Below are 20,698 nucleotides of genomic sequence, written 5' to 3'. Positions count from 1 at the left end.
ATACCGACAATGCCAGGGGCCTGTGACCATCAGATGCCTACATGGTTAACGGACGTAACCGTATGGGGGATTCTCGGCACCCACCCGGGGATCAATGTGAGATTCAGTCGCTCAGAGTGCAACAAAGAGACATTGATCCCCCGGGGGGCGGTCGAGTGTTGTCTACCGCTGCGGTGCCTGGGTGGGCACGATCGGCGACGGTAGTGCCGTTGCTCCCTGCAGGAAGGTGTCGACGGCGGCCGCGCAGGAGCGGCCCTCGGCGATGGCCCACACGATGAGCGACTGGCCGCGGCCCATGTCTCCGGCAACGAAGACGCCGGGGACGTTGGTGACCCACTCGTTGGTGCGCTCCACGTTGCCGCGCTGGTTGAAGTCGACGCCCAGGTCGGTCAGCAGACCGCCCTTGTCGGGTCCGACGAATCCCATGGCGAGCAGAACGAGATCGGCTTCGAGCGTGAACTCGCTGCCTTCGACCTTCTCGAACTTGCCGGCCTTGAACTCGACCTCGCAGGCTTCGAGTGCGGTGACCTTGCCGTCTTCGCCGACGAAACGCTCGGTGTTGACGGAGAAGACGCGCTCGCCGCCCTCCTCGTGTGCGGACGCGACGCGGTACATCAGCGGATACGTCGGCCACGGGGTGGACGTTGCCCGCTCCTCGGGCGGCCGCGCCATGATCTCGAACTGGTGCACGCTCTCCGCGCCCTGTCGGTGCGAGGTACCCAGGCAGTCGGCACCGGTGTCGCCGCCGCCGATGATGACGACCTTCTTGCCCTCGGCACTGACGGGCGGCGCAGCGAAGTCGCCCTGCTGGACGCGGTTGGCGTGCGGCAGGAACTCCATGGCCTGGTAGATGCCGTCGAGCTCGCGGCCCTCGATGGGCAGGTCGCGCCACGCGGTGGCACCGCCGGACAGCACGACCGCGTCGAACTGCTCACGCAGCTCGTCGGCCGAGATGTCCACGCCCACATCGACGTTGGTGCGGAAGACGGTGCCCTCGGCCTCCATCTGCGCCAGCCGTCGATCGATGTGGCGCTTCTCCATCTTGAACTCGGGAATGCCGTACCGCAGCAGTCCGCCGATGCGATCGGCACGCTCGAACACCGTGACGGTGTGGCCGGCGCGGGTGAGCTGCTGCGCGGCAGCAAGTCCCGCGGGTCCGGACCCGACGACGGCGACGGTCTTACCGGTCAGGTGTGTCGGGTAGACCGGCGTGACCCAGCCCTCTTCGAAGGCCTTGTCGATGATCTCGACCTCGACCTGCTTGATGGTGACCGGATCCTGGTTGATGCCCAGGACACACGACGCCTCGCACGGAGCCGGGCACAGCCGTCCGGTGAATTCCGGAAAGTTGTTGGTGGCGTGCAGGCGATCGATGCTGTCGCGCCAGCGATCCTTGAACACCAGGTCGTTCCACTCGGGAATCAGGTTCCCCAGCGGACAACCGTTGTGGCAGAACGGAATACCACAATCCATGCACCGGCTGGCCTGGGTACGCAGAGTGTCCTTCGAGAAGTCCTCGTAGACCTCTTTCCAGTCCATCAGGCGCAGATCGACGGGCCGCCGCTTGGGTACTTCGCGAACCGTGTTCTTCAAAAATCCCTGTGGGTCACCCACGAGCTGCCTCCATGATCGCTTCGTCCACGTCCGCGCCGTTCTTCTCGGCTTCGGAGATGGCCAGCAGTACCTTCTTGTAGTCGCGAGGCATGACCTTCACGAAATCGTTCACCTGCTGTGACCAGTCCGCGAGGATCCGCTCGGCCACCTCGGAGCCGGTCTGCTCCTGGTGACGGGTGACGATGTCCTTCAACCAGGTGAACTCGTCGCCCTCGAGCTCGTCGATGTCGACCAGCTCGGTGTTGAGGTTGGCCTCGAACGTCTTGTTCGGATCGAAGATGAACGCGACGCCGCCGGACATGCCGGCACCGAAGTTGCGGCCCGTCGTGCCGAGGATGACCACCTTGCCGCCGGTCATGTACTCGCACCCGTGGTCGCCGACGCCTTCGACGACGGCCTCCGCGCCGGAATTACGTACGGCGAAACGCTCGCCGACGACACCCCGGATGAGAGCCTCGCCGCTGGTGGCACCGAACAGGAAGACGTTGCCGCCGATGATGTTGTCCTCGGCGACGAATCCCTTGGGAGCACTCAACGACGGACGCAGCACGAGATGTCCACCGGACAGTCCCTTGCCGACGAAGTCGTTGGCATCACCCTGCAGCCGGAGCGTCATTCCCGACGGGACGAACGCACCGAAACTGTTGCCGGCCGAGCCGGTGAACGTGATGTCGATGGTGTCGTCCGGGAGCCCGACGCCGCCGTACGCCTTGGTGACCTCGTGTCCGAGCATCGTTCCGACGGTGCGGTTGACGTTGGTGATCTTGGATTCGAAGACGACCTTCTCGCCCTTGTCCAATGCGTTGCGGCTGGCCGCGATGAGCTGCTGATCCAGAGCCTTGTCGAGGCCGTGATCCTGAACCCCGGTGTTGTAGAGGTTCTGGTTCATGAAGGCCGATTCGACCTCTTCGAGGATCGGCGACAGATCCAGCTTCGACGCCTTCCAGTGCTCCTTGGCAGCGGTGGTGTCGAGCAGACCGACCTGACCGACGGCCTCGTCGAGCGTGCGGAACCCGAGCTCGGCCATGAGCTCGCGAACCTCCTCGGCGATGAACATGAAGAAGTTCTCGACGAACTCGGGCTTACCCGCGAAACGCTTGCGCAGCAACGGGTTCTGCGTCGCAACGCCGACCGGGCAGGTGTCGAGGTGGCAGACACGCATCATGATGCAGCCCGAGACGACGAGCGGAGCGGTGGCGAAGCCGAACTCCTCACCACCGAGCAGCGCGGCGACCATCACGTCGCGGCCGGTCTTGAGCTGGCCGTCGACCTGAACGACGATGCGGTCACGAAGACCGTTGAGCAGCAACGTCTGCTGGGTCTCGGCCAAGCCGAGCTCCCACGGTCCACCTGCGTGCTTGACCGACGTCAGCGGCGTTGCGCCGGTGCCGCCGTCGTGGCCCGAGATGAGCACCACGTCGGCGTGGGCCTTGGACACACCGGCCGCGACCGTTCCGACGCCGACCTCGGAGACCAGCTTCACGTGGATGCGGGCCTCTGGGTTGGCGTTCTTCAGATCGTGGATCAGCTGCGCGAGATCCTCGATCGAGTAGATGTCGTGGTGCGGCGGCGGCGAGATCAGACCGACGCCGGGCGTCGAATGCCGAACCTCGGCGACCCACGGGTACACCTTGTGCGCCGGAAGCTGGCCGCCCTCACCGGGCTTGGCTCCCTGCGCCATCTTGATCTGGATGTCGGTGCAGTTGGTCAGGTAGTGCGAGGTGACACCGAAGCGTCCCGACGCGACCTGCTTGACGGCCGACCGTCGCCAGTCCCCGTTCTCGTCGGGGGTGAACCGCGAGACATCCTCGCCGCCCTCACCGGAGTTCGAGCGTCCGCCGAGACGGTTCATCGCGATGGCGAGGGTCTCGTGTGCCTCGGCCGAGATGGAGCCGTAGCTCATCGCACCCGTGGAGAAACGCTTGACGATCTCGCTCGCCGGCTCGACCTCGTCGATCGAAATGGCCTGTCGCTCTTCGGTCTTGAAGCGGAACAGACCGCGCAGCGACGCGAGTCGCTCGGACTGGTCGTCGACCATCTTCGTGTATTCCTTGAAGACGTCGTACTGACCGGTGCGGGTGGAGTGCTGCAGCTTGAACACGGTGTCGGGGTTGAAGAGGTGGTACTCCCCCTCGCGGCGCCACTGGTACTCGCCGCCCGTCTCGAGCTCACGGTGCGCGCGTTCCTGACGGTTGTCGAGGTATGCGACGGCATGTCGCGCCGCGACGTCGTCGGCCACCTGATCGAGATCGATGCCGCCGAGGTGGCTGTTGAGGCCGGTGAAGTACTCGTCGACCAGTTCCTGCGAGAGGCCGATGACCTGGAACAGCTGCGCTCCGGTGTACGACGCGAGCGTCGAGATGCCCATCTTGGACATCACCTTCAGCACGCCCTTGCCTGCGGCCTTGATGTAGTTGCCGACGGCCTTGTCGAACTCGATGCCCGTGAGTGCGCCGCGCTCGATCATGTCCTCGATCGACTCGAACGCCATGTACGGGTTGACCGCTGCGGCACCGAAACCGATGAGCAGAGCCATGTGATGGACCTCGCGGGCGTCACCGGACTCGATGATCAGGCCGACCTTGGTACGGGTCTTCTCCCGCACCAGGTGATGGTGCACCGCGGAGGTCAGCAGCAACGACGGAATCGGAGCGAGCTTCTCGCTCGACTCACGGTCGGAGAGCACGATGATCCGTGCCCCGCCCGAGATCGCAGCGGAGACCTGAGCTCGGATGGCCTCCAACGACTTTCGGAGACCTTCGCCGCCCTCGGCAACCGGGTAGAGGCCGCGCACGACCACCGAACGAAGTTCTTCCTGCGTTCCTTCGTCGTTGATGTGCACGAGCTTGGCGAGATCGTCGTTGTGCAGGATCGGCTGCGGCAGCACGATCTGCTTGCAGCTCTCGGCATCCGGGTTGAGCAGATCGCCCTCGGGGCCGATCGTGCCGCCGAGGCTGGTGACGATCTCCTCGCGGATCGCGTCGAGCGGCGGGTTGGTGACCTGCGCGAAAAGCTGGGAGAAGTAGTCGAACAACATCCGCGGGCGAGCCGACAGCACGGCAATCGGGGTATCGGTACCCATGGACCCGATGGCCTCGGCACCGGACTTCGCCATCGGCGAGACCAGCACGTTCAGTTCCTCGGTGGTGTACCCGAAGATCTGCTGACGGATGAGCACGCGATCGTGCGGCATGTGCACGTGCGGGCGCTCGGGCAGATCGTCGATCGAGGTCAGACCCTCGTCGAGCCACTGCTGGTACGGATGCTCGGCAGCGAGCTCGTCCTTGATCTCGTCGTCGGAGACGATGCGACCCTGTGCGGTGTCCACCAGGAACATCCGGCCCGGCTGCAGCCGAACCTTGCGGACGACCTTGGATGGGTCGATGTCGAGAACGCCGACCTCGGACGCCATGACGACCAAGCCGTCGTCGGTGACCCACAGCCGGCTCGGGCGCAGGCCGTTGCGGTCGAGGACCGCTCCGATGACGGTGCCGTCGGTGAAGCACACCGACGCCGGTCCGTCCCAGGGCTCCATCAGCGAGGAGTGGTACTTGTAGAACGCCCGACGCGCGGGGTCCATGGACTCGTGCCGCTCCCACGCCTCGGGAATCATCATGAGTACGGCGTGCGGCAGGCTTCGTCCACCGAGATGCAACAACTCGAGCACCTCGTCGAAACGTGCTGTGTCGCTTGCTCCGTGGGTGACCACGGGGAAGATCTTCTCGAGCGCCTCGGAGCCACCGAACACGTCGGAGGTGATGAGCGCCTCGCGGGCGCGCATCCAGTTCTCGTTGCCGGTGGCGGTGTTGATCTCGCCGTTGTGCGCGACGCGTCGGAACGGATGCGCCAGCGGCCACGACGGGAACGTGTTGGTCGAGAAGCGCGAATGCACAAGCCCGAGTGCACTTTCCACGCGCTCGTCCTGCAGGTCGAGGTAGAAGCCCTTGAGCTGAGGAGTTGTCAGCATGCCCTTGTAGACGAAGGTCTGGGAGGACAGCGACGGGAAGTACACGGTCTCGCGACCGGGGCCGTCCTTGCCCGCACCCTCTTCGCCCAGCTCGTGCTCGACGCGCTTGCGGATGACGAACGCGCGGCGCTCCAGGTCGAGATCGGTGACCGATGCGTCGGGAGCGGCGAGGAACAGCTGACGGAAGGTCGGCATCGCGTCGCGCGCGAGCGCGCCGAGCGACGAGTCGTCGGTGGGAACCTCACGCCAACCGAGAACCGTCAGGCCCTCGCTCTCGACGATGCGCTCGACACCCTCGCAGGCACGTGCCGCGTCGCTGCGGCCCTGCGGCAGAAATGCGACACCGGTTGCGTAGGCACCGGGAGCGGGGAGCTCGAAATCTACGACGGCGCGGAAGAACGCGTCCGGAACCTGGATCAGAATGCCTGCACCGTCACCGGTGTTCGGTTCGGAGCCGGCGGCACCGCGGTGCTCGAGGTTGACCAGTGCGGTGATCGCCTTCTCGACGATGTCGCGACTGCGGCGACCGTGCATGTCCACCACGAACGCGACACCACAGGAGTCGTGCTCGTTGACGGGATCGTAGAGGCCTTGCGGGCCCGGAGTGTGCTTCATACCTAGCCTTCGGATAAGTCCAGCCTTGAAACTCGTCGGCGACGGTGTGGTGTAACCGGCTGCTCGAACGGCCTGCGGTGCGTCCTCGCCGTTGAAGCAGCACCTGTCGATCGTCGACGCTTTTCCTCTGCACGAGCGGGTGAGCTCATGGTAGAAAAGTGAGGGTCTCGACGGATCCGGCCGTGGTGAGGCCGATCCAACTACGAACGATAAGTCAGCACCTGGGTACCCCCGCAAATAAGGTAAGCCTATTGTGGGCTCTCACCTGCGAATTTCCCGACATCGGTCGACGTATCGACCCCTTCCCGAGACGGCGGGGACGCGACGGCCGAAAAGTACACGCGTGTAAGACGATCGGGCCGCAACAGCATCGAAAAAAACTGGCCGCAGCGATCGAGATCAGCTGCGGCCAGTGTGGTGGGCGGAGGGGGACTTGAACCCCCACGTCCCGAAGGACACTGGCACCTGAAGCCAGCGCGTCTGCCATTCCGCCACCCGCCCGGGTGACGGCGAGAACACTAACACGCACCCTGCCGCGCTCGAAAATCGCGGCCTCGCGTCGTTCGGAGCGAACGGCGGCAGGCGGTCTGCGTCGGCGGCACCGTATATCATGCTTGAAGCGCGACCTCGTGATGACACGCGGCTGTCGCACCCTGCGCACCTGCAGGCACCACACGGTGGAAGAACACAGTGAGAGGAGGGGTCACGATGGGCATCGTTCAACGTTTCGAGCGCAAGCTCCAGGGCGCTGTCGGCGACGTCTTCGCCCGCGTGTTCGGCGGTGGCGTCGTACCGGCCGAGGTGGAAGCGGCGCTCCAACAAGAAGCGTCGGATCTGGTTCGGCCCCTCGACGGCGGCCATTACCTGGCACCCAACAGCTACGTGATCACCATCAACAGCTCGGACCACGACGAGCTCGCAGGCGATCGAGAACTCACGGTCAAAGCATTTTCCCGCCACCTCGACGATTACATTCGCGATCAGGGGTGGCAGACCTACGGTGACGTGGTGGTTCGCTTCGAACCGTCGCCCACTCTGCACACCGGTCAGTTTCGGGCCAGTGGCTCGGTCGACCCCGATGTGGGACGATCGGCGACTGCTGCCCGAAACCCGTCTGCGCAGCACGGCGCGTCGGCCGAGCAGAACGTATCGGCCCAGCAGAACGTATCGGCCAAGCCGGCACGAAGTCCCGTCCCTTCAGCTACGCAGCGACCGTCTGCCCCACCGATGTCGATACCAGGAGCCGGCCACATGACGCAGAACCCAGGCTACGACCCGCAGCGCGACCCCGCGGACGGTCATCGTCCCGATCCGCGCGCTCGCAACGGTTACGCCGGTGGCCAAGATCCCCGCTACGCCGCGCGTGAGCAGAACGGCTACGACGCCCAGGCCTACGCGCCTGCCGATTACGATCCGCGCTACGACCAGCAGCAGCCGTACAACGGTCAGGGCTACGACGAGCAGCAGTACGCCGAGCAGGGTCAGGCATACAGCGCGGCAGGCGGCCAGGACCAGGGTTACGACCCGCACGCCTACGGCAATGCCAACGGTCAGGACCAGGGCTACGACGCCCAGGGCTACAACTCGCAAGGCTATGACGCACAGGGGTACAACGCGCAGGGGTACGACGCCCAGGGCTACCAGTACAACGGTGCCGACGGCAGCGCCTACTCCGAGTCCCCGTACCAGGAGCAGGCCTACAGCGACCCGGCCGGGCAGTACGCCGAGCCCCAGGCCGCCGGATATCAGCAGCCCGGCTACCAGCAGCCTGCATACGACTACCCACCTGCCCCGGCTGCCTACGGTCGCGGCTACCCGCAAGGCGGGGGCGATCGTAACGACGGGTACGGCTACGACCAGCCCGCCGCGTACGCCGGTCAGGCTCAGGCGCTCGCAGCGACACTGCAGCTCGAGGACGGCAGCGGCCGTTACTTCCAGCTCCGTGACGGTCAGAACATCATCGGCCGCGGCCAGGACGCGCAGTTCCGACTGCCCGATACCGGTGTCTCGCGGCGGCACATCGAGATTCGCTGGGACGGCCGAGTGGCCATGCTCTCCGACCTCGGCTCCACCAACGGCACCACCGTCAACGGCGCCCCGGTTCAGGACTGGCAGCTGGCCGACGGTGACGTCATCAGGGCCGGACATTCCGAGATTCTGGTCCGGATCGTCTGACACAAGGGCTGCCAGGCACGAGCGATGGTCGACTCTCGTGCTCGTCCACCCGAATGTCGTCCACCCGAGCGGCTTCACCCTATGATGCTGCGAGACAACCATGTCTGCCGCGCCGCAACGTTCAGGCGTGTGGGGAGCAGGTCCGATCGCGAAGGAGGAGGTGAATCGTCGTGCAGGGATTGATTCTGCAATTGACCAGGGCGGGCTTCCTGCTTCTGCTGTGGTTCTTCGTCTGGGCCGTCCTTCGCACCCTGCGCAGTGACATCTACGCGGCCGCAGGCATGCGAGTACCAGCGCGCTACACCGGTGGCTCCAAAGTTCTTCCGTCGTTCAACAAGCAGAAGGTGGCCAAGTACCTCGTGGTGACCCAGGGCGGTCTCGCCGGAACGCGCATCTCACTCGGTACGCAGCCCGTCCTCATCGGACGTGCAGACGATTCGACTCTCGTTCTGACAGACGACTATTCGTCCACCAGGCATGCCCGTCTCTCACCTCGTGGCGGAGATTGGTACGTCGAAGACCTCGGCTCGACCAACGGGACTTACCTCGACCGAGCCAAGGTGACCACCGCAGTGCGCGTACCCCTGGGAACCCCGGTTCGTGTCGGCAAGACCGTGATCGAGTTGCGCCCGTGACCCTCGTTCTCCGCTACGCCGCCCGCAGCGACCGCGGTCTGGTCCGCTCCAACAACGAGGACTCCGTGTACGCGGGAGCTCGACTGTTGGCACTGGCAGACGGTATGGGCGGTCACGCTGCCGGTGAAGTGGCCTCCCAGTTGATGATCGCCGCATTGGCCCACCTCGACGACGACGAGCCGGGTGAGGATTTGCTGGGCAAGCTCGAAGCGGCCACCCGTGAAGGCAACGCGTCCATCGCCGATCAGGTCGAGGACGAGCCCGAGCTCGACGGTATGGGCACCACGTTGACAGCAATCCTGTTCGCGGGCAAGCGAATCGGGCTCGTTCACATCGGCGACTCACGTGCGTACATGCTGCGCGACGGATCGCTCACCCAGATCACCCGCGACGACACCTTCGTCCAATCACTCGTCGACGAGGGCCGCATCACCGCCGAGCAGGCGCACACGCACCCGCAGCGATCGCTGATCATGCGTGCCCTCACCGGTAACGAGATCGAGCCGACGCTCACCGTCCGAGAGGTGCGCGCAGGCGACCGCTACCTGCTGTGCTCCGACGGCCTGTCCGATGTCGTCAGCGACGAGACCATCGAGAACACGATGAACGAGGGCGAAACCGGTCCCTGCGCCGATCGTCTCATCGAACTCGCACTGCGCAGCGGTGGACCCGACAACGTGACCGTCGTCGTCGCCGATGTCATCGACCTCGACTACGGACAGAGCCATCCCATCCTCGGTGGCGCCGCCAGCACCGAGGACGAGGAGGACGCTCCTCCCCCCAACACCGCAGCAGGACGCGCCGCGGCGATGCGGCCACCTCGCTCGACACCCAAGCGCGTCACCACCCCGGTGGTCACCCCGGAGAAGAAGTCGCACAAGCTGCGCTGGACGCTGATTGCCCTCACCCTGGTGGTCCTCGCCGCAATCGGTGCGCTCGTTGCCAATTCGATCATCAGAGGCAACTACTACGTGGGTGCCGACAACAGCAAGGTCACGGTGCTGCGGGGCCTGCCCGGCTCAGTGCTGGGGTACTCGCTGCAGAGCGTGGAACTGACCGGATGCCTCGATGGCGACGGAGCCGTCACACTGACCGCTCCCGATGCCGAGCCTGCCGACTGCGTTCCTTTCGAGATCGACGACCTTCTGCCCGCCGCCCGCGAGCAGGTCACGGCCGGATTGCCGTCGGGATCCCTCGACGATGCGCGTGGCCAGGTGCAGCGTCTGGCCTCGGGCGACCTGTTGCCGGTCTGCGAGACCGAGCCCGCGGTCACCACCACCACCCCCGAACCGACCCCCACGACGACGATCATCCCGCCGCCCGGGGTGCCGTTGCCGCCGACTGCGGATCCCGTTCCCGAGGCCGCGCCGACGACCACCGCGGTGCCGACACCGACGGTGCCGCAGGTTCCCGGCCAGAACTGCAGGACCGGTACTCGATGAGTTCCCCTACCTCTGCCGGAGGGTCCTTTCCGAGTCCGCCCGGGGGTTTCGCTCCTGCACCGATCCAATCGAACCGGCGCGGTGTCGAGTTGCTTCTGCTCGGAGCGGCGGTTCTGATCACCACGATCTCGTTGGTGTTGGTCGAGGCCAGCCAGGAGCAGACCATCACCTGGGATCTGGCGAAGTACGCGCTCGCGTATCTCGCGCTGATGACGGTGGCGCACTTGGCCGTCCGACGCTTCGCGCCTCATGCCGATCCGCTACTGCTCCCGATCGTGGCACTCCTCAACGGCCTCGGTCTGGTGCTCATTCATCGACTCGACCTCGCCGATCAGCAGCAGGCGCAGTATCTCGGTAACCCGATCCCCTCACCCGACGCCAACCAGCAGGTGCTGTGGACGACACTGGCGATCGCCGGTTTCGTGGCGTTGCTGGTGCTGCTCCGCGACTACCGCACCCTGGCCCGCTACGGCTACACCGTCGGTCTCGCCGGCCTGATTCTTCTCGCAATCCCGGCGATGCTGCCGTCCGCATTCTCGGAGGTCAACGGGTCGAAGATCTGGATCCGGCTGCCCGGCTTCAGCATTCAGCCCGGTGAGTTCGCGAAAATTCTGCTGCTCATCTTCTTCGCTTCGCTGCTGGTCGCCAAGCGCGAGTTGTTCACCGTCGCGGGCAAGCACGTACTGGGCATGGACTTCCCGCGAGCCCGCGATCTGGGTCCGATCCTGGTCGTCTGGGTCGTCTCGGTCGCAGTCCTGGTGTTCGAGAAGGACCTCGGCACGTCGCTGCTGATCTTCGGAACCGTGCTGGTGATGATCTACATCGCGACCGAGCGCGTCGGCTGGTTGATCATCGGGTTCGGCCTGCTGATCGTCGGATTCCTGTTCGCGTATCAGGTATTCGGCCACGTCAAGATCCGAACCGACACCTGGCTGCACCCGTTCGACGACTACAACGACACCGGATATCAGATCGTCCAGTCGATGTTCAGCTTCGCCACGGGCGGATTGGCGGGCACCGGCCTCGGAAGCGGACGCCCGTCCCAGGTGCCGTTCGCCAAGACGGACTTCATCATCGCGACCGTCGGCGAAGAGCTCGGCCTCATCGGCCTGACCGCGGTGCTGATCCTGTACCTACTGTTCATCATTCGCGGCATGCGCACCGCGCTGGCCGTCCGGGACAGTTTCGGCAAACTGCTGGCCGCCGGCTTGTCGTTCACCATTGCAATCCAACTGTTCGTCGTCGTCGGCGGCGTCACCAAGCTCATTCCGCTCACCGGTCTCACCACGCCGTATCTGTCCTACGGAGGATCTTCGCTTCTCGCCAACTACCTGCTGCTCGCATTGCTGATCAAGATCTCCGATGCGGCCCGTGAGCCGGCAACCCCCAAGAAGAAGCCCGCTCCTGCAGCACCTATCGCGGACGCTCCGACCGAAATGGTGAAGCGCCCATGAACACTCCCCTACGCCGCGTGTCCATCGCCGTGATGGTCATGGTGGTCGCGTTGCTCGCCAATGCCACCTACCTCCAGGTCATCAAGGCCGACGATCTGCGAACCGACCCACGCAACTCACGTGTGTTGCTCGACGAGTACTCACGCCAGCGCGGTCAGATCTCGGCCGGCGGCCAGGTTCTCGCGTCCTCCGTCGCGACCGACGACCGCTACAAGTACCTGCGGACCTACCCGCAGAACTCGATCTCTCCGGCCAGCCCCCAGGCCAACGCGCCGATCACCGGCTACTACTCGATGCTGTACTCGAGCAACGGCCTCGAGCGGGCCGAGGATCCCGTGCTCAACGGATCCGACGACCGCCTCTTCGGCGGGCGTTTGTTCGACCTCATCTCCGGCCGAGATCCGCGGGGCGGCAACGTCGTCACCACCATCGACCCCGTCGTCCAACAGGTCGCATACGACCAGCTCACGGCCAAGGGGTACACCGGTTCGGTGGTGGCACTCGATCCCGCCACCGGCAACATCCTCGCCATGGCCAGCACCCCCAGCTACGACCCCAACCTGTTGGCCAGCCACGACGGCAGCACGACGACCACGGCGTGGGAGAACCTGAGCAACGACCCGAACAAGCCGATGGTGAACCGGGCGATCTCGCAGACCTATCCCCCCGGATCCACCTTCAAGGTGATCACCACCGCCGCCGCACTCGAGGCGGGCGCGACGCCTGATACTCAGCTCACGGCCGCGTCGAACATCACGTTGCCGGGAACCTCGACGACCCTCGAGAACTACAACGGTTCGACGTGTGGCGGCGGCCAGACGGCAAGCCTGCGCGAAGCGTTCGCACGGTCGTGCAACACCGCCTTCGTCGAGCTCGGCATCGACACCGGAGTGGACAAGATGCGCGACGCCGCGGCCGCTTTCGGTATCGGAGAGGACACCTCCATTCCGCTCCCCGTGGCCGACAGCACCATCGGCCCGATCGACGACGACGCGGCCCTCGGCCAGTCCAGCATCGGCCAGCGCGACGTTGCACTGACCCCCTTGCAGGACGCCGTCATCGCAGCCACGGTCGCCAACGGCGGCGTGCGGATGGCCCCGAACCTGGTGCAGCAGCTGCAATCTCCCGACCTGTCCGACCTGTCGAGCTACCAGCCGAAGTCCATGGGAGAGGCCATCAGCTCCGATACCGCTGCGACCCTGACCGATCTGATGATCGGCTCCGAGAACAACACCAGCGGCGAGGGAAAGATCCCCGGAGTCCAGATCGCCTCGAAAACCGGTACCGCAGAACATGGTTCCGATCCACGCAACACCCCACCCCATGCCTGGTACATCGGATTCGCGCCCGCGAACGATCCCAAGGTCGCCATCGCAGTCATCGTGGAAGACGGCGGAGACCGAGCCCTGGCTGCAACCGGTGGATCCGTGGCCGCACCCATCGGGCGCGCCGTCATCGCAGCCGCATTGCAGGGGAGGTGACATAAGGTGCCATTGAGCAACGGAGCCGTAATCGCCCAGCGCTATCGACTGCTGCGCCTCATCGCCACCGGCGGTATGGGGCAGGTGTGGGAGGCGATGGACAATCGTCTCGATCGCCGAGTGGCGGTCAAGGTACTCAAGGCCGAGTTCTCCGAAGACCCGGAGTTCTTGCAGCGCTTCAGGTTCGAGGCTCGCACCACAGCGCAGCTGAACTACCCGGGGATCGCCGGTGTCTACGACTACGGCGAGACTCGCGACGGCGCAGGCGAATCACTGGCCTACCTCGTGATGGAACTGGTCAACGGTGAACCGCTGAACGCAGTGCTGGGCCGTATGTCCAGGTTGCCACTCGGCCATGCCCTGGACATGCTCGAGCAGACCGGCCGCGCTCTGCAGATCGCACACACGGCAGGCGTCGTGCACCGTGACGTCAAGCCCGGCAACATCCTGATCACCCCCACCGGGCAGGTCAAGATCACCGACTTCGGCATCGCCAAGGCCGTCGACGCGTCCCCGGTGACCAAGACCGGAATGGTGATGGGCACCGCGCAGTACATCGCGCCCGAGCAGGCACTCGGCGAGGAGGCCACCTCGGCCTCCGACGTCTACTCGCTCGGCGTCGTCGGATACGAAGTGCTCGCAGGCACGAGGCCGTTCGTCGGAGACGGTGCCCTCACCGTCGCGATGAAGCACGTCCGTGAACAGCCGGCACCGATGCCGGTCGACCTGCCGCCTGCCGTTCGCGAACTCATCGAGATCACGATGGTCAAGGACCCGGCCACGCGCTATGCCAACGGCGGCGAATTCGCCGACGCGGTCGCCGCGGTCCGCGCGGGTCGCCGACCCCCTGCACCCGGGAACTCCCGCGGCTCGGGCACCGGCCGGGTGATGATGCCCGGCGTCGTGCCGAGTCCGCAGCCGCCTCCGCCGTCGAGCACCCAGATGATGCCGACGTCCCAACGCGAGTACCGCGGACCGGCCACCGGAACGGCTGCTGCAGCTGTGCCCGAGCCCACCGGAATGTCCTCGGCGCAGAAGGCACTCGCCTGGGGTGGCGGCGCCCTGCTGTTGCTCGCCATCCTCATCGGCGGTTACGTACTGCTGACCGGGGGCCGAGACGACACGCAGACGCCGTTCGTGCCGCCGACCACCACGACGCAGCCGGTCACGACCACTCGGACGACCACCGAGCCCACGACGACCACCACCGAAGAGACGACCACCGAAGAGACGACCACAACAACAACCACCACGACCACCGAACCCACCACCACGACGACGAGCCCCACCACGACGTCGGAGGAGCCGACGCAGACGACGACCACTACCCCCCGGCCGCTATTCGAGAATCCGTTTCAGCAAGAGCCACAAGGACAACGATGACGACTCCCCGTACGCTCTCCTCTCGCTACGAGCTGGGCGAGATACTCGGTTTCGGCGGTATGTCCGAGGTCCATCTGGCCAGGGACACCCGACTCGACCGTGACGTCGCCATCAAGGTCCTGCGCGCCGATCTCGCCCGCGACCCCACGTTCTACCTGAGGTTCCGACGCGAGGCCCAGAACGCTGCTGCCTTGAATCACCCCGCCATCGTCGCCGTGTACGACACCGGTGAAGCCGAGACCGAAGCCGGTCCGCTCCCGTTCATCGTCATGGAATACGTCGACGGCGACACCCTGCGCGATATCGTCCGCGCCGAAGGACCCATGCCGCCGCGCCGGGCCATGGAGGTCATCGCCGACGTCTGTGCCGCGCTCGATTTCAGCCACCGCAACGGCATCGTGCACCGCGACGTCAAGCCCGCGAACATCATGATCAACAACGCCGGCGCTGTGAAGGTGATGGACTTCGGCATCGCGCGCGCCATCGCCGATTCCTCGTCGCCGATGACCCAGACCGCCGCCGTGATCGGAACCGCGCAGTACCTCTCTCCCGAACAGGCGCGCGGCGAACAGGTCGACGCTCGATCGGACGTCTACTCGCTCGGCTGTGTACTCTTCGAGATCCTCACCGGAGAACCGCCGTTCAAAGGAGACTCACCGGTCGCCGTCGCCTACCAGCACGTGCGCGAGGATCCCCAGCTACCTTCGCTCGTCAACGACACTGTGCCGCGCGAACTCGACTCGATCATTCTCAAGGCGATGGCCAAGAATCCGGCCAACCGCTACCAGAGCGCTGCCGAGATGCGTACCGATCTGGTTCGCGTTCTCGGTGGTCAACGGCCGAGCGCGCCGATGGTCATGAACGACGAGGACCGCACCACGATTCTGGGTTCGGTCGACTCCCGTCAGGCCGACTTCTCCGGACGGGACAAGCCCGCTGCGGCCGCCGAAGCATCGCGCCCCTCGCGGCACGCCGGACCCGACGACGAGCGCCAGAGCCGACGCGGCCTGAAGATCGGGCTCGTCTCGGTCGCGGCCGTGATCGTCGTCGCCATCGTCGGTGCCTTCCTGTGGTCGCTCGGACCCGGTGCGGACCCCAAGACCGTCACGGTGCCGACCGTCGTCGGACTGGCCGCGGACGAAGCCCAACGCCAGCTCGAAGACGTCGGACTCCGGGTCACGATCCAGGAGAAGCCCGATGCGTCGGTGCCGGAAGGATCTGCGATCGGTACCAATCCGGCGGCCGGGTCGCAGACCGAGTCACCCGGAGCCATCTCGCTCGACGTGTCCTCCGGACCTCAGCAAGTGCAGGTTCCGCGACTGACCGGTCGAACGCAACAGCAGGCGTCCGACGCGTTGAACGAGGTGGGACTCGAACTCGATCCCACGATCGCCCGTGCACCGTCGACGCCGGAGAACCTGGACAAGGTCGTCGAGCAGAATCCGTCGTCGGGCGTGAGCATGAACGCCAACTCACAGGTGCGCATCACCCTGGGATCCGGACCGGCGCAGGTACGCATGCCCAACGTCGTCGGCCAGCTCGTCGACGTCGCACAGCCGAACGTCGAGGGCGCCGGCCTCCGCGTGCAGGTCCAGAACATCGATTCCTCGCAGCCGGTGGGTCAGGTCGTGTCGACCGATCCCGCCGGAGGAACCAACATCGCCGAGAACACCGTCGTCACGCTGCGGGTCTCGAACGGTGACAAGATCCCGATGCCGGACCTGTCCGGACTCACCGAAGCTCAGGCCCTGACGGCACTGGAATCGGCGGGATGGACCGGGACCGCGTCCAACCTGTCGACGTCGAGGCAGTCGACGCTCGACCCGCTGATGGTCGGGCGAATCGTCAACCAGACTCAGCCCGCAGGCTCGGAGATCAGCAAGACCGACACTCTCTCCGTGAGCATCGGCGCGCTGGGGATTCCCACCGGCTGATCGCTAACTCACGCGAAGGCTTCGGATACCTGAGCTTCGAGCTTGGCGACGAGGCCGGAGTCGGTGGGCATGCCGCAGACGGCGAGCCAGTTCGCCAGCATACGGTGCCCGCCCTCGGTGAGGATGGATTCCGGGTGGAACTGAACCCCGTGAATCGGCAGCTCGGTGTGCCGCATGGCCATCACGAGACCCGACTCGGTGCGACCGATGACCTCGAGTTCCGCCGGAATGGTGTCTGCACGGACGGTCAGTGAGTGGTACCGAGTGGCGGTGAAGGGATCGTTCATCCCTTCGAGCACCCCGACGCCCGAATGATGCACGAGACTCGTTTTTCCGTGCAGGAGTTCCGGGGCCTTCTCGACGGTCGCACCGAACACGGCTCCGATGGCCTGGTGTCCGAGACAGACTCCCAGCAGCGGCGTCTTCGCGCGGGCGGCGGCCGACACCAGATCCATCGTGGCACCGGCGCGCTGCGGCGTACCCGGCCCGGGGCTGAGCAGAATTCCGTCGAACTGGGCCGCGACCGCATCGCGATCGGTGAGCCGTTCGTCGTCGTTGCGCCAGACCTCGACATCGACGTTCAGCTGGCCCAGGTACTGGACGAGGTTGAAGACGAAGCTGTCGTAGTTGTCGACGACGAGAATGCGCATGTCGACAGCGTACTCAGCGTGGCTGCGCATACCGCATGCGCACCGATTCGGTGTATGCGGGCACCGAGACGTCCGCGGAGGTCTCGACGTCGTAGCGCAGGCCGTAGCGCAGCGCGTACTGCTCGTACAACCGCACGCCGGGCTCGTTCTTCAACGCTGCGCGCAGCCGGTCCTGGTCGCCGATCGCGGTCATCACGTACGGCGGACTGTACGTCCGGCCGCCGAGCAACAAGGTGTTGCCGATGCAGCGCGGAGCGGACGAGGCCACCAGCCGCTGATCCTGCATCGCGATCGCCGAGGCACCGCCGGCCCACAACGCGTTGAGCACGCTCTGCACGTCGACCTGATGGACCACCAGATCGTTGGGCGAGGCGTCGGATGCATACGCGCCGTCGGGGCCCCGGGACGCGTCGGCCATCGTCACGGTCAGTCCGGCACCGGACGCGGCCTCGCGTCCCGCCGCGTCGGCGAGGGAATCGATGCGGGCCAACGCGTCGGCGACGTCGGTGTCGCCGGAGGCGGTGCGCTGCTGGATCGTGTCGACCTGTTGCTCGAGCGCGTCCCTGCTGCGTTGGGCATCCTCGCTGCTGCCACGAGCCGCGTCGACGAGATCGGCCAGACGGGTGGTGTCCCCGCTGCGCAGTTCGGTGCCGTCCGAGATATGTCTGGTGGTACCGAGCAGCAGGCCGACGACTGCACACACCGCGACGGCGAGAACCCACCAGCGGGTGTCGGCGCGGGTCGATCGTCGTGTCACGGGTGCTCGCAATTTGTCCGGTGGGTCGGTGCTGGGCTCACCTGGGTTAGCGTGTACAGCAACCGGGTCGATCACTGTCACGGTCCTCGAGGAGACAATAGCCTGGGGATGCGCGACACCCGTCGATCCACAGGTTCCCGTCGTCAGTTGTCCACAGGTCGGTCGCAGGACCGACAGCCGTCAAGAACGCGAAGAGGAAGCAATGCCGAAGTCGAAGGTACGGAAGAAGAACGACTACACGATCAACCCGGCGAACCGCACGCCGGTGAAGGTCAACGCCGGACCGTCTCCGGTCTGGTACGTGGTCCTGATGCTGGGATTCATGCTGGTCGGCCTGCTGTGGCTGATCGTCTACTACCTCGCTGCGGACGACATCGCATTCATCGGAAACCTCGGCGCCTACAACTTCCTGATCGGCTTCGGCTTCATGGTCGTCGGGCTCGTCATGACCATGCGGTGGCGCTGACAGGCGAGCGAGTTACACCGATGTCATTCATCCCCAATGTGGATAAACCCTGTGGATAACTTCTCGAACGATCCACAGGGTGTGTACGAAGAGCGCTGGGCAACACCCGTCGTCGCCATCGCAGCACTGGTCGTGGGCGGTTTTGCCCTCGGAATCGGTGCCGTGTTGTCCTCCACCGACGCCGCGGGAACGTTCCTCGTCGGACTGGCAGCCGTCGGAATGTGGGTGATCGCGGCACTCGCCGCCGCACAGCGTCCCCGTCTGGCCATCACGCGCGACGGGTCATTGACGATGAAACGCCTCGGCGGCATACGCACGTTCTCCCGCGCCGACATCGTGCGCGTCAAAATAGTGCGCTACCCACGACTCGGCCGACGCGTCCCGATGCTCGAACTCGACATCCGCCCACCCGGCGAGGACGACGACCGACTGATCATCTTCGGCAGATGGGACCTCGGCACCGACCCACGGGATGTGTTCGACGCCCTGAACACACGCGGCTTGGTGCCACCCAACTCCTGATCGCCGAGCGGCCCGGGGGTACTCGATGTGACGTTCAGTGGCCTTTTCGGGGGTCAATGGCACATCGAGTGGACTCGGGTCGGCACAGGGCGGGCGGTCAGATGCCCATCTGCGCGCGGAGGTCGAGCATTCGTACCGCGATGATGCCGAGGGTCACCAGAGCGACAGCGATCACCGAGATCCAGGCCATGGACACACCGGCCGATGTACGTCCACTCTCCGGTCCGCGGCGTCGGTTGGGGAGAAACACCAAACCGGCGGTGGCGGCGGCACCGGCGACGAGTCCGCCCATATGACCCCACAGCGAGATGCTGGGGATCGAGATGCTGATGAAGATGTTGAGTGCGATGACGATCAGAACCGGCGCCGGGCTTCGCTTGAGCCTGAGCAGGATGACGGCCTGGGCACCCAGGAGCCCGAACACCGCACCGGAAGCGCCGGCGGTGAGAGACAGCGGGTTCTCGAACACCATGACCGACGCGCTACCGCCGAGCAGCGACAGGAAATAGACGGCGAGATACCTGCTGCGGCCCAGGACCAGTTCGACGTCGCGACCGATGAGATACAGCGCGAACATGTTGACCAGCAGATGAATCGGCCCGATGTGCACGAATCCACTGCCGATGAGGCGAAATACATCACCGTTCGCCACGAGCAAACTGTTAAGAGACCACGCCTGAGCCAGAGCAGAGCCGGTGAAGTTGCTGGTGACATTGCCGGACTGAGCGGCAGTGATGCCGAAGACCACGACGTTGATCGCGATCAACGCGTAGGTCAACGGGGTCTTGGCAGATCGCGTGACCGGCGCTCCGGCGACCGTCTGCGCAGTGCGGACGTTCTTGTTGCCCTCCCGCACGCAATCCACGCAATGCTGACCTACAGCGGCGGCCTGCAAGCACTGCGGGCACGCCGGGCGACCGCAGCGCGAGCATGCCAGGCCCGTGGGGCGGTCGGGATGTCGGACGCACACCGACTGGGGTGGGTTGGGTTGGTCGCCGTACGGGCCACCCCAGCCGGGGTTCGTCATCGTGAATCTTTCTGTGGAACTAGATCAGGCAATCGTGACGCTGTTGATGACGACCTCGTCGACCGGACGATCGCCGCGGCCGACCTGGGTGCTCGAGATCGCGTCGACGACCTTCTTGGACGTTTCGTCGGTGACCTCACCGAAGATGGAGTGCTTGCGGTTGAGGTGCGGGGTCTTGCCGGTGGTGATGAAGAACTGCGAGCCGTTGGTGCCGGGGCCTGCGTTCGCCATGGCCAGCAGGTACGGGCGATCGAACGAGAGCTCGGGGTGGAACTCGTCCTCGAACTTGTAGCCCGGTCCACCGGAGCCGGTGCCGGTCGGGTCGCCGCCCTGGATCATGAAACCGTCGATGACGCGGTGGAAGACTGCGCCGTCGTAGAACGGTCCGGTCTTGGCACCCGACGCGTTCTGCGTCGTGTATTCCTTCGACCCGTCCGCGAGACCGACGAAGTTCGCGACGGTCTTGGGGGCGTGATTGCCGAACAGTTCGATGACGATGTCGCCGCGGTTGGTGTGCAGCGTTGCCGTTTGGGTCTTGTTTGGTGAAGTCACGCCCACCATCGTGCCATCTCGGGC

The 20,698-nt window shown here is 65.4% G+C and carries 15 protein-coding genes and 1 tRNA gene; 9 read left to right on the top strand and 7 right to left on the bottom strand.

Annotated elements, in window-relative coordinates:
* Positions 1-162 precede the first annotated feature (162 nt).
* The 3 genes from CH286_RS08595 to CH286_RS08585 form a co-directional block, all read right to left on the bottom strand.
* Positions 163-1,614, bottom strand: coding sequence for a glutamate synthase subunit beta (locus CH286_RS08595; RefSeq protein WP_032401649.1), 1,452 nt, complete (start codon positions 1,612-1,614; stop codon positions 163-165).
* A complete protein-coding gene (gene gltB, locus CH286_RS08590; protein ID WP_094608940.1) occupies positions 1,607-6,196 on the bottom strand; it encodes a glutamate synthase large subunit in 4,590 nt (1,529 codons plus the stop codon). Before gltB ends, CH286_RS08595 begins: the two co-directional genes overlap by 8 nt.
* Positions 6,197-6,611: 415 nt before the next feature.
* Positions 6,612-6,697: transfer RNA gene (locus CH286_RS08585), tRNA-Leu, on the bottom strand.
* Between the two features lie 207 nt (positions 6,698-6,904).
* Here CH286_RS08585 and CH286_RS08580 point away from each other — a divergent pair.
* The 7 genes from CH286_RS08580 to pknB all read left to right on the top strand — a co-directional run bounded on the left by CH286_RS08580 (position 6,905) and on the right by pknB (position 16,700).
* Positions 6,905-8,371 carry a DUF3662 and FHA domain-containing protein gene (locus CH286_RS08580; protein WP_094608939.1) on the top strand — a complete coding sequence of 489 codons (1,467 nt, stop codon included), beginning with the start codon at positions 6,905-6,907 and terminating at the stop codon, positions 8,369-8,371.
* A gap of 170 nt (positions 8,372-8,541) precedes the next feature.
* Positions 8,542-9,006 (top strand): FHA domain-containing protein FhaB/FipA, encoded by a 465-nt coding sequence (locus tag CH286_RS08575; RefSeq protein ID WP_032378775.1) that lies wholly within the window; start codon positions 8,542-8,544, stop codon positions 9,004-9,006.
* Positions 9,003-10,448 carry a PP2C family protein-serine/threonine phosphatase gene (locus CH286_RS08570; protein WP_094608938.1) on the top strand — a complete coding sequence of 482 codons (1,446 nt, stop codon included), beginning with the start codon at positions 9,003-9,005 and terminating at the stop codon, positions 10,446-10,448. Before CH286_RS08575 ends, CH286_RS08570 begins: the two co-directional genes overlap by 4 nt.
* The gene (locus tag CH286_RS08565) at positions 10,445-11,902 is read left to right on the top strand and encodes an FtsW/RodA/SpoVE family cell cycle protein (protein WP_032378773.1); all 1,458 of its coding nucleotides are present in this window, start codon (positions 10,445-10,447) and stop codon (positions 11,900-11,902) included. The genes CH286_RS08570 and CH286_RS08565 overlap by 4 nt, the downstream gene beginning before the upstream one ends.
* Complete coding sequence (locus tag CH286_RS08560; RefSeq protein WP_032378772.1) at positions 11,899-13,383, top strand: peptidoglycan D,D-transpeptidase FtsI family protein; 1,485 nt, start codon at positions 11,899-11,901, stop codon at positions 13,381-13,383. The genes CH286_RS08565 and CH286_RS08560 overlap by 4 nt, the downstream gene beginning before the upstream one ends.
* A 6-nt stretch (positions 13,384-13,389) precedes the next feature.
* Positions 13,390-14,766, top strand: coding sequence for a serine/threonine-protein kinase (locus CH286_RS08555; RefSeq protein ID WP_032378771.1), 1,377 nt, complete (start codon positions 13,390-13,392; stop codon positions 14,764-14,766).
* A complete protein-coding gene (gene pknB, locus CH286_RS08550) occupies positions 14,763-16,700 on the top strand; it encodes a Stk1 family PASTA domain-containing Ser/Thr kinase (protein ID WP_032401653.1) in 1,938 nt (645 codons plus the stop codon). The genes CH286_RS08555 and pknB overlap by 4 nt, the downstream gene beginning before the upstream one ends.
* Before the next feature lie 8 nt (positions 16,701-16,708).
* Here the strand turns inward: pknB and CH286_RS08545 are convergent, their stop codons facing one another.
* Together CH286_RS08545 and CH286_RS08540 are read right to left on the bottom strand one after the other, a co-directional pair.
* Positions 16,709-17,350, bottom strand: coding sequence for an aminodeoxychorismate/anthranilate synthase component II (locus CH286_RS08545; protein WP_032402037.1), 642 nt, complete (start codon positions 17,348-17,350; stop codon positions 16,709-16,711).
* A gap of 13 nt (positions 17,351-17,363) precedes the next feature.
* Positions 17,364-18,107: a DUF881 domain-containing protein gene (locus CH286_RS08540; RefSeq protein ID WP_032401654.1), complete on the bottom strand. Its 744-nt coding sequence runs from the start codon at positions 18,105-18,107 to the stop codon at positions 17,364-17,366.
* A gap of 202 nt (positions 18,108-18,309) precedes the next feature.
* Here CH286_RS08540 and crgA point away from each other — a divergent pair, with 202 nt between their 5' ends.
* Both crgA and CH286_RS08530 read left to right on the top strand, forming a co-directional pair.
* A complete protein-coding gene (gene crgA / locus CH286_RS08535) occupies positions 18,310-18,573 on the top strand; it encodes a cell division protein CrgA (protein WP_032378768.1) in 264 nt (87 codons plus the stop codon).
* A 36-nt stretch (positions 18,574-18,609) separates the two neighbouring features.
* Positions 18,610-19,095, top strand: a complete 486-nt coding sequence (locus CH286_RS08530; RefSeq protein ID WP_094608937.1) for a PH domain-containing protein — start codon at positions 18,610-18,612, stop codon at positions 19,093-19,095.
* Between the two features lie 97 nt (positions 19,096-19,192).
* Here the strand turns inward: CH286_RS08530 and CH286_RS08525 are convergent, their stop codons facing one another.
* Positions 19,193-20,122 (bottom strand): rhomboid family intramembrane serine protease, encoded by a 930-nt coding sequence (locus CH286_RS08525; RefSeq protein WP_037152154.1) that lies wholly within the window; start codon positions 20,120-20,122, stop codon positions 19,193-19,195.
* A 24-nt stretch (positions 20,123-20,146) separates the two neighbouring features.
* A complete protein-coding gene (locus tag CH286_RS08520) occupies positions 20,147-20,683 on the bottom strand; it encodes a peptidylprolyl isomerase (protein WP_094609095.1) in 537 nt (178 codons plus the stop codon).
* Between the last annotated feature and the right edge of the window lie 15 nt (positions 20,684-20,698).

Source organism: Rhodococcus sp. WWJCD1 (genome assembly GCF_002258735.1).
Lineage (GTDB): Bacteria > Actinomycetota > Actinomycetes > Mycobacteriales > Mycobacteriaceae > Rhodococcoides.
The sequence above is the reverse complement of the archived record's forward strand: the minus strand, read 5'-3'. Positions and strand labels throughout refer to the sequence as shown.

Bases quoted from the DNA above. Each gene is read 5' to 3' on its own strand.
- gltB (WP_094608940.1), bottom strand. From the start codon at position 6,196: ATGAAGCACACTCCGGGCCCGCAAGGCCTCTACGATCCCGTCAACGAG.
- CH286_RS08580 (WP_094608939.1), top strand. From the start codon at position 6,905: ATGGGCATCGTTCAACGTTTCGAGCGCAAGCTCCAGGGCGCTGTCGGC.
- CH286_RS08565 (WP_032378773.1), top strand. From the start codon at position 10,445: ATGAGTTCCCCTACCTCTGCCGGAGGGTCCTTTCCGAGTCCGCCCGGG.
- CH286_RS08560 (WP_032378772.1), top strand. From the start codon at position 11,899: ATGAACACTCCCCTACGCCGCGTGTCCATCGCCGTGATGGTCATGGTG.
- pknB (WP_032401653.1), top strand. From the start codon at position 14,763: ATGACGACTCCCCGTACGCTCTCCTCTCGCTACGAGCTGGGCGAGATA.
- CH286_RS08545 (WP_032402037.1), bottom strand. From the start codon at position 17,350: ATGCGCATTCTCGTCGTCGACAACTACGACAGCTTCGTCTTCAACCTC.
- crgA (WP_032378768.1), top strand. From the start codon at position 18,310: ATGCCGAAGTCGAAGGTACGGAAGAAGAACGACTACACGATCAACCCG.
- CH286_RS08530 (WP_094608937.1), top strand. From the start codon at position 18,610: ATGTGGATAAACCCTGTGGATAACTTCTCGAACGATCCACAGGGTGTG.
- CH286_RS08525 (WP_037152154.1), bottom strand. From the start codon at position 20,122: ATGACGAACCCCGGCTGGGGTGGCCCGTACGGCGACCAACCCAACCCA.
- CH286_RS08520 (WP_094609095.1), bottom strand. From the start codon at position 20,683: ATGGTGGGCGTGACTTCACCAAACAAGACCCAAACGGCAACGCTGCAC.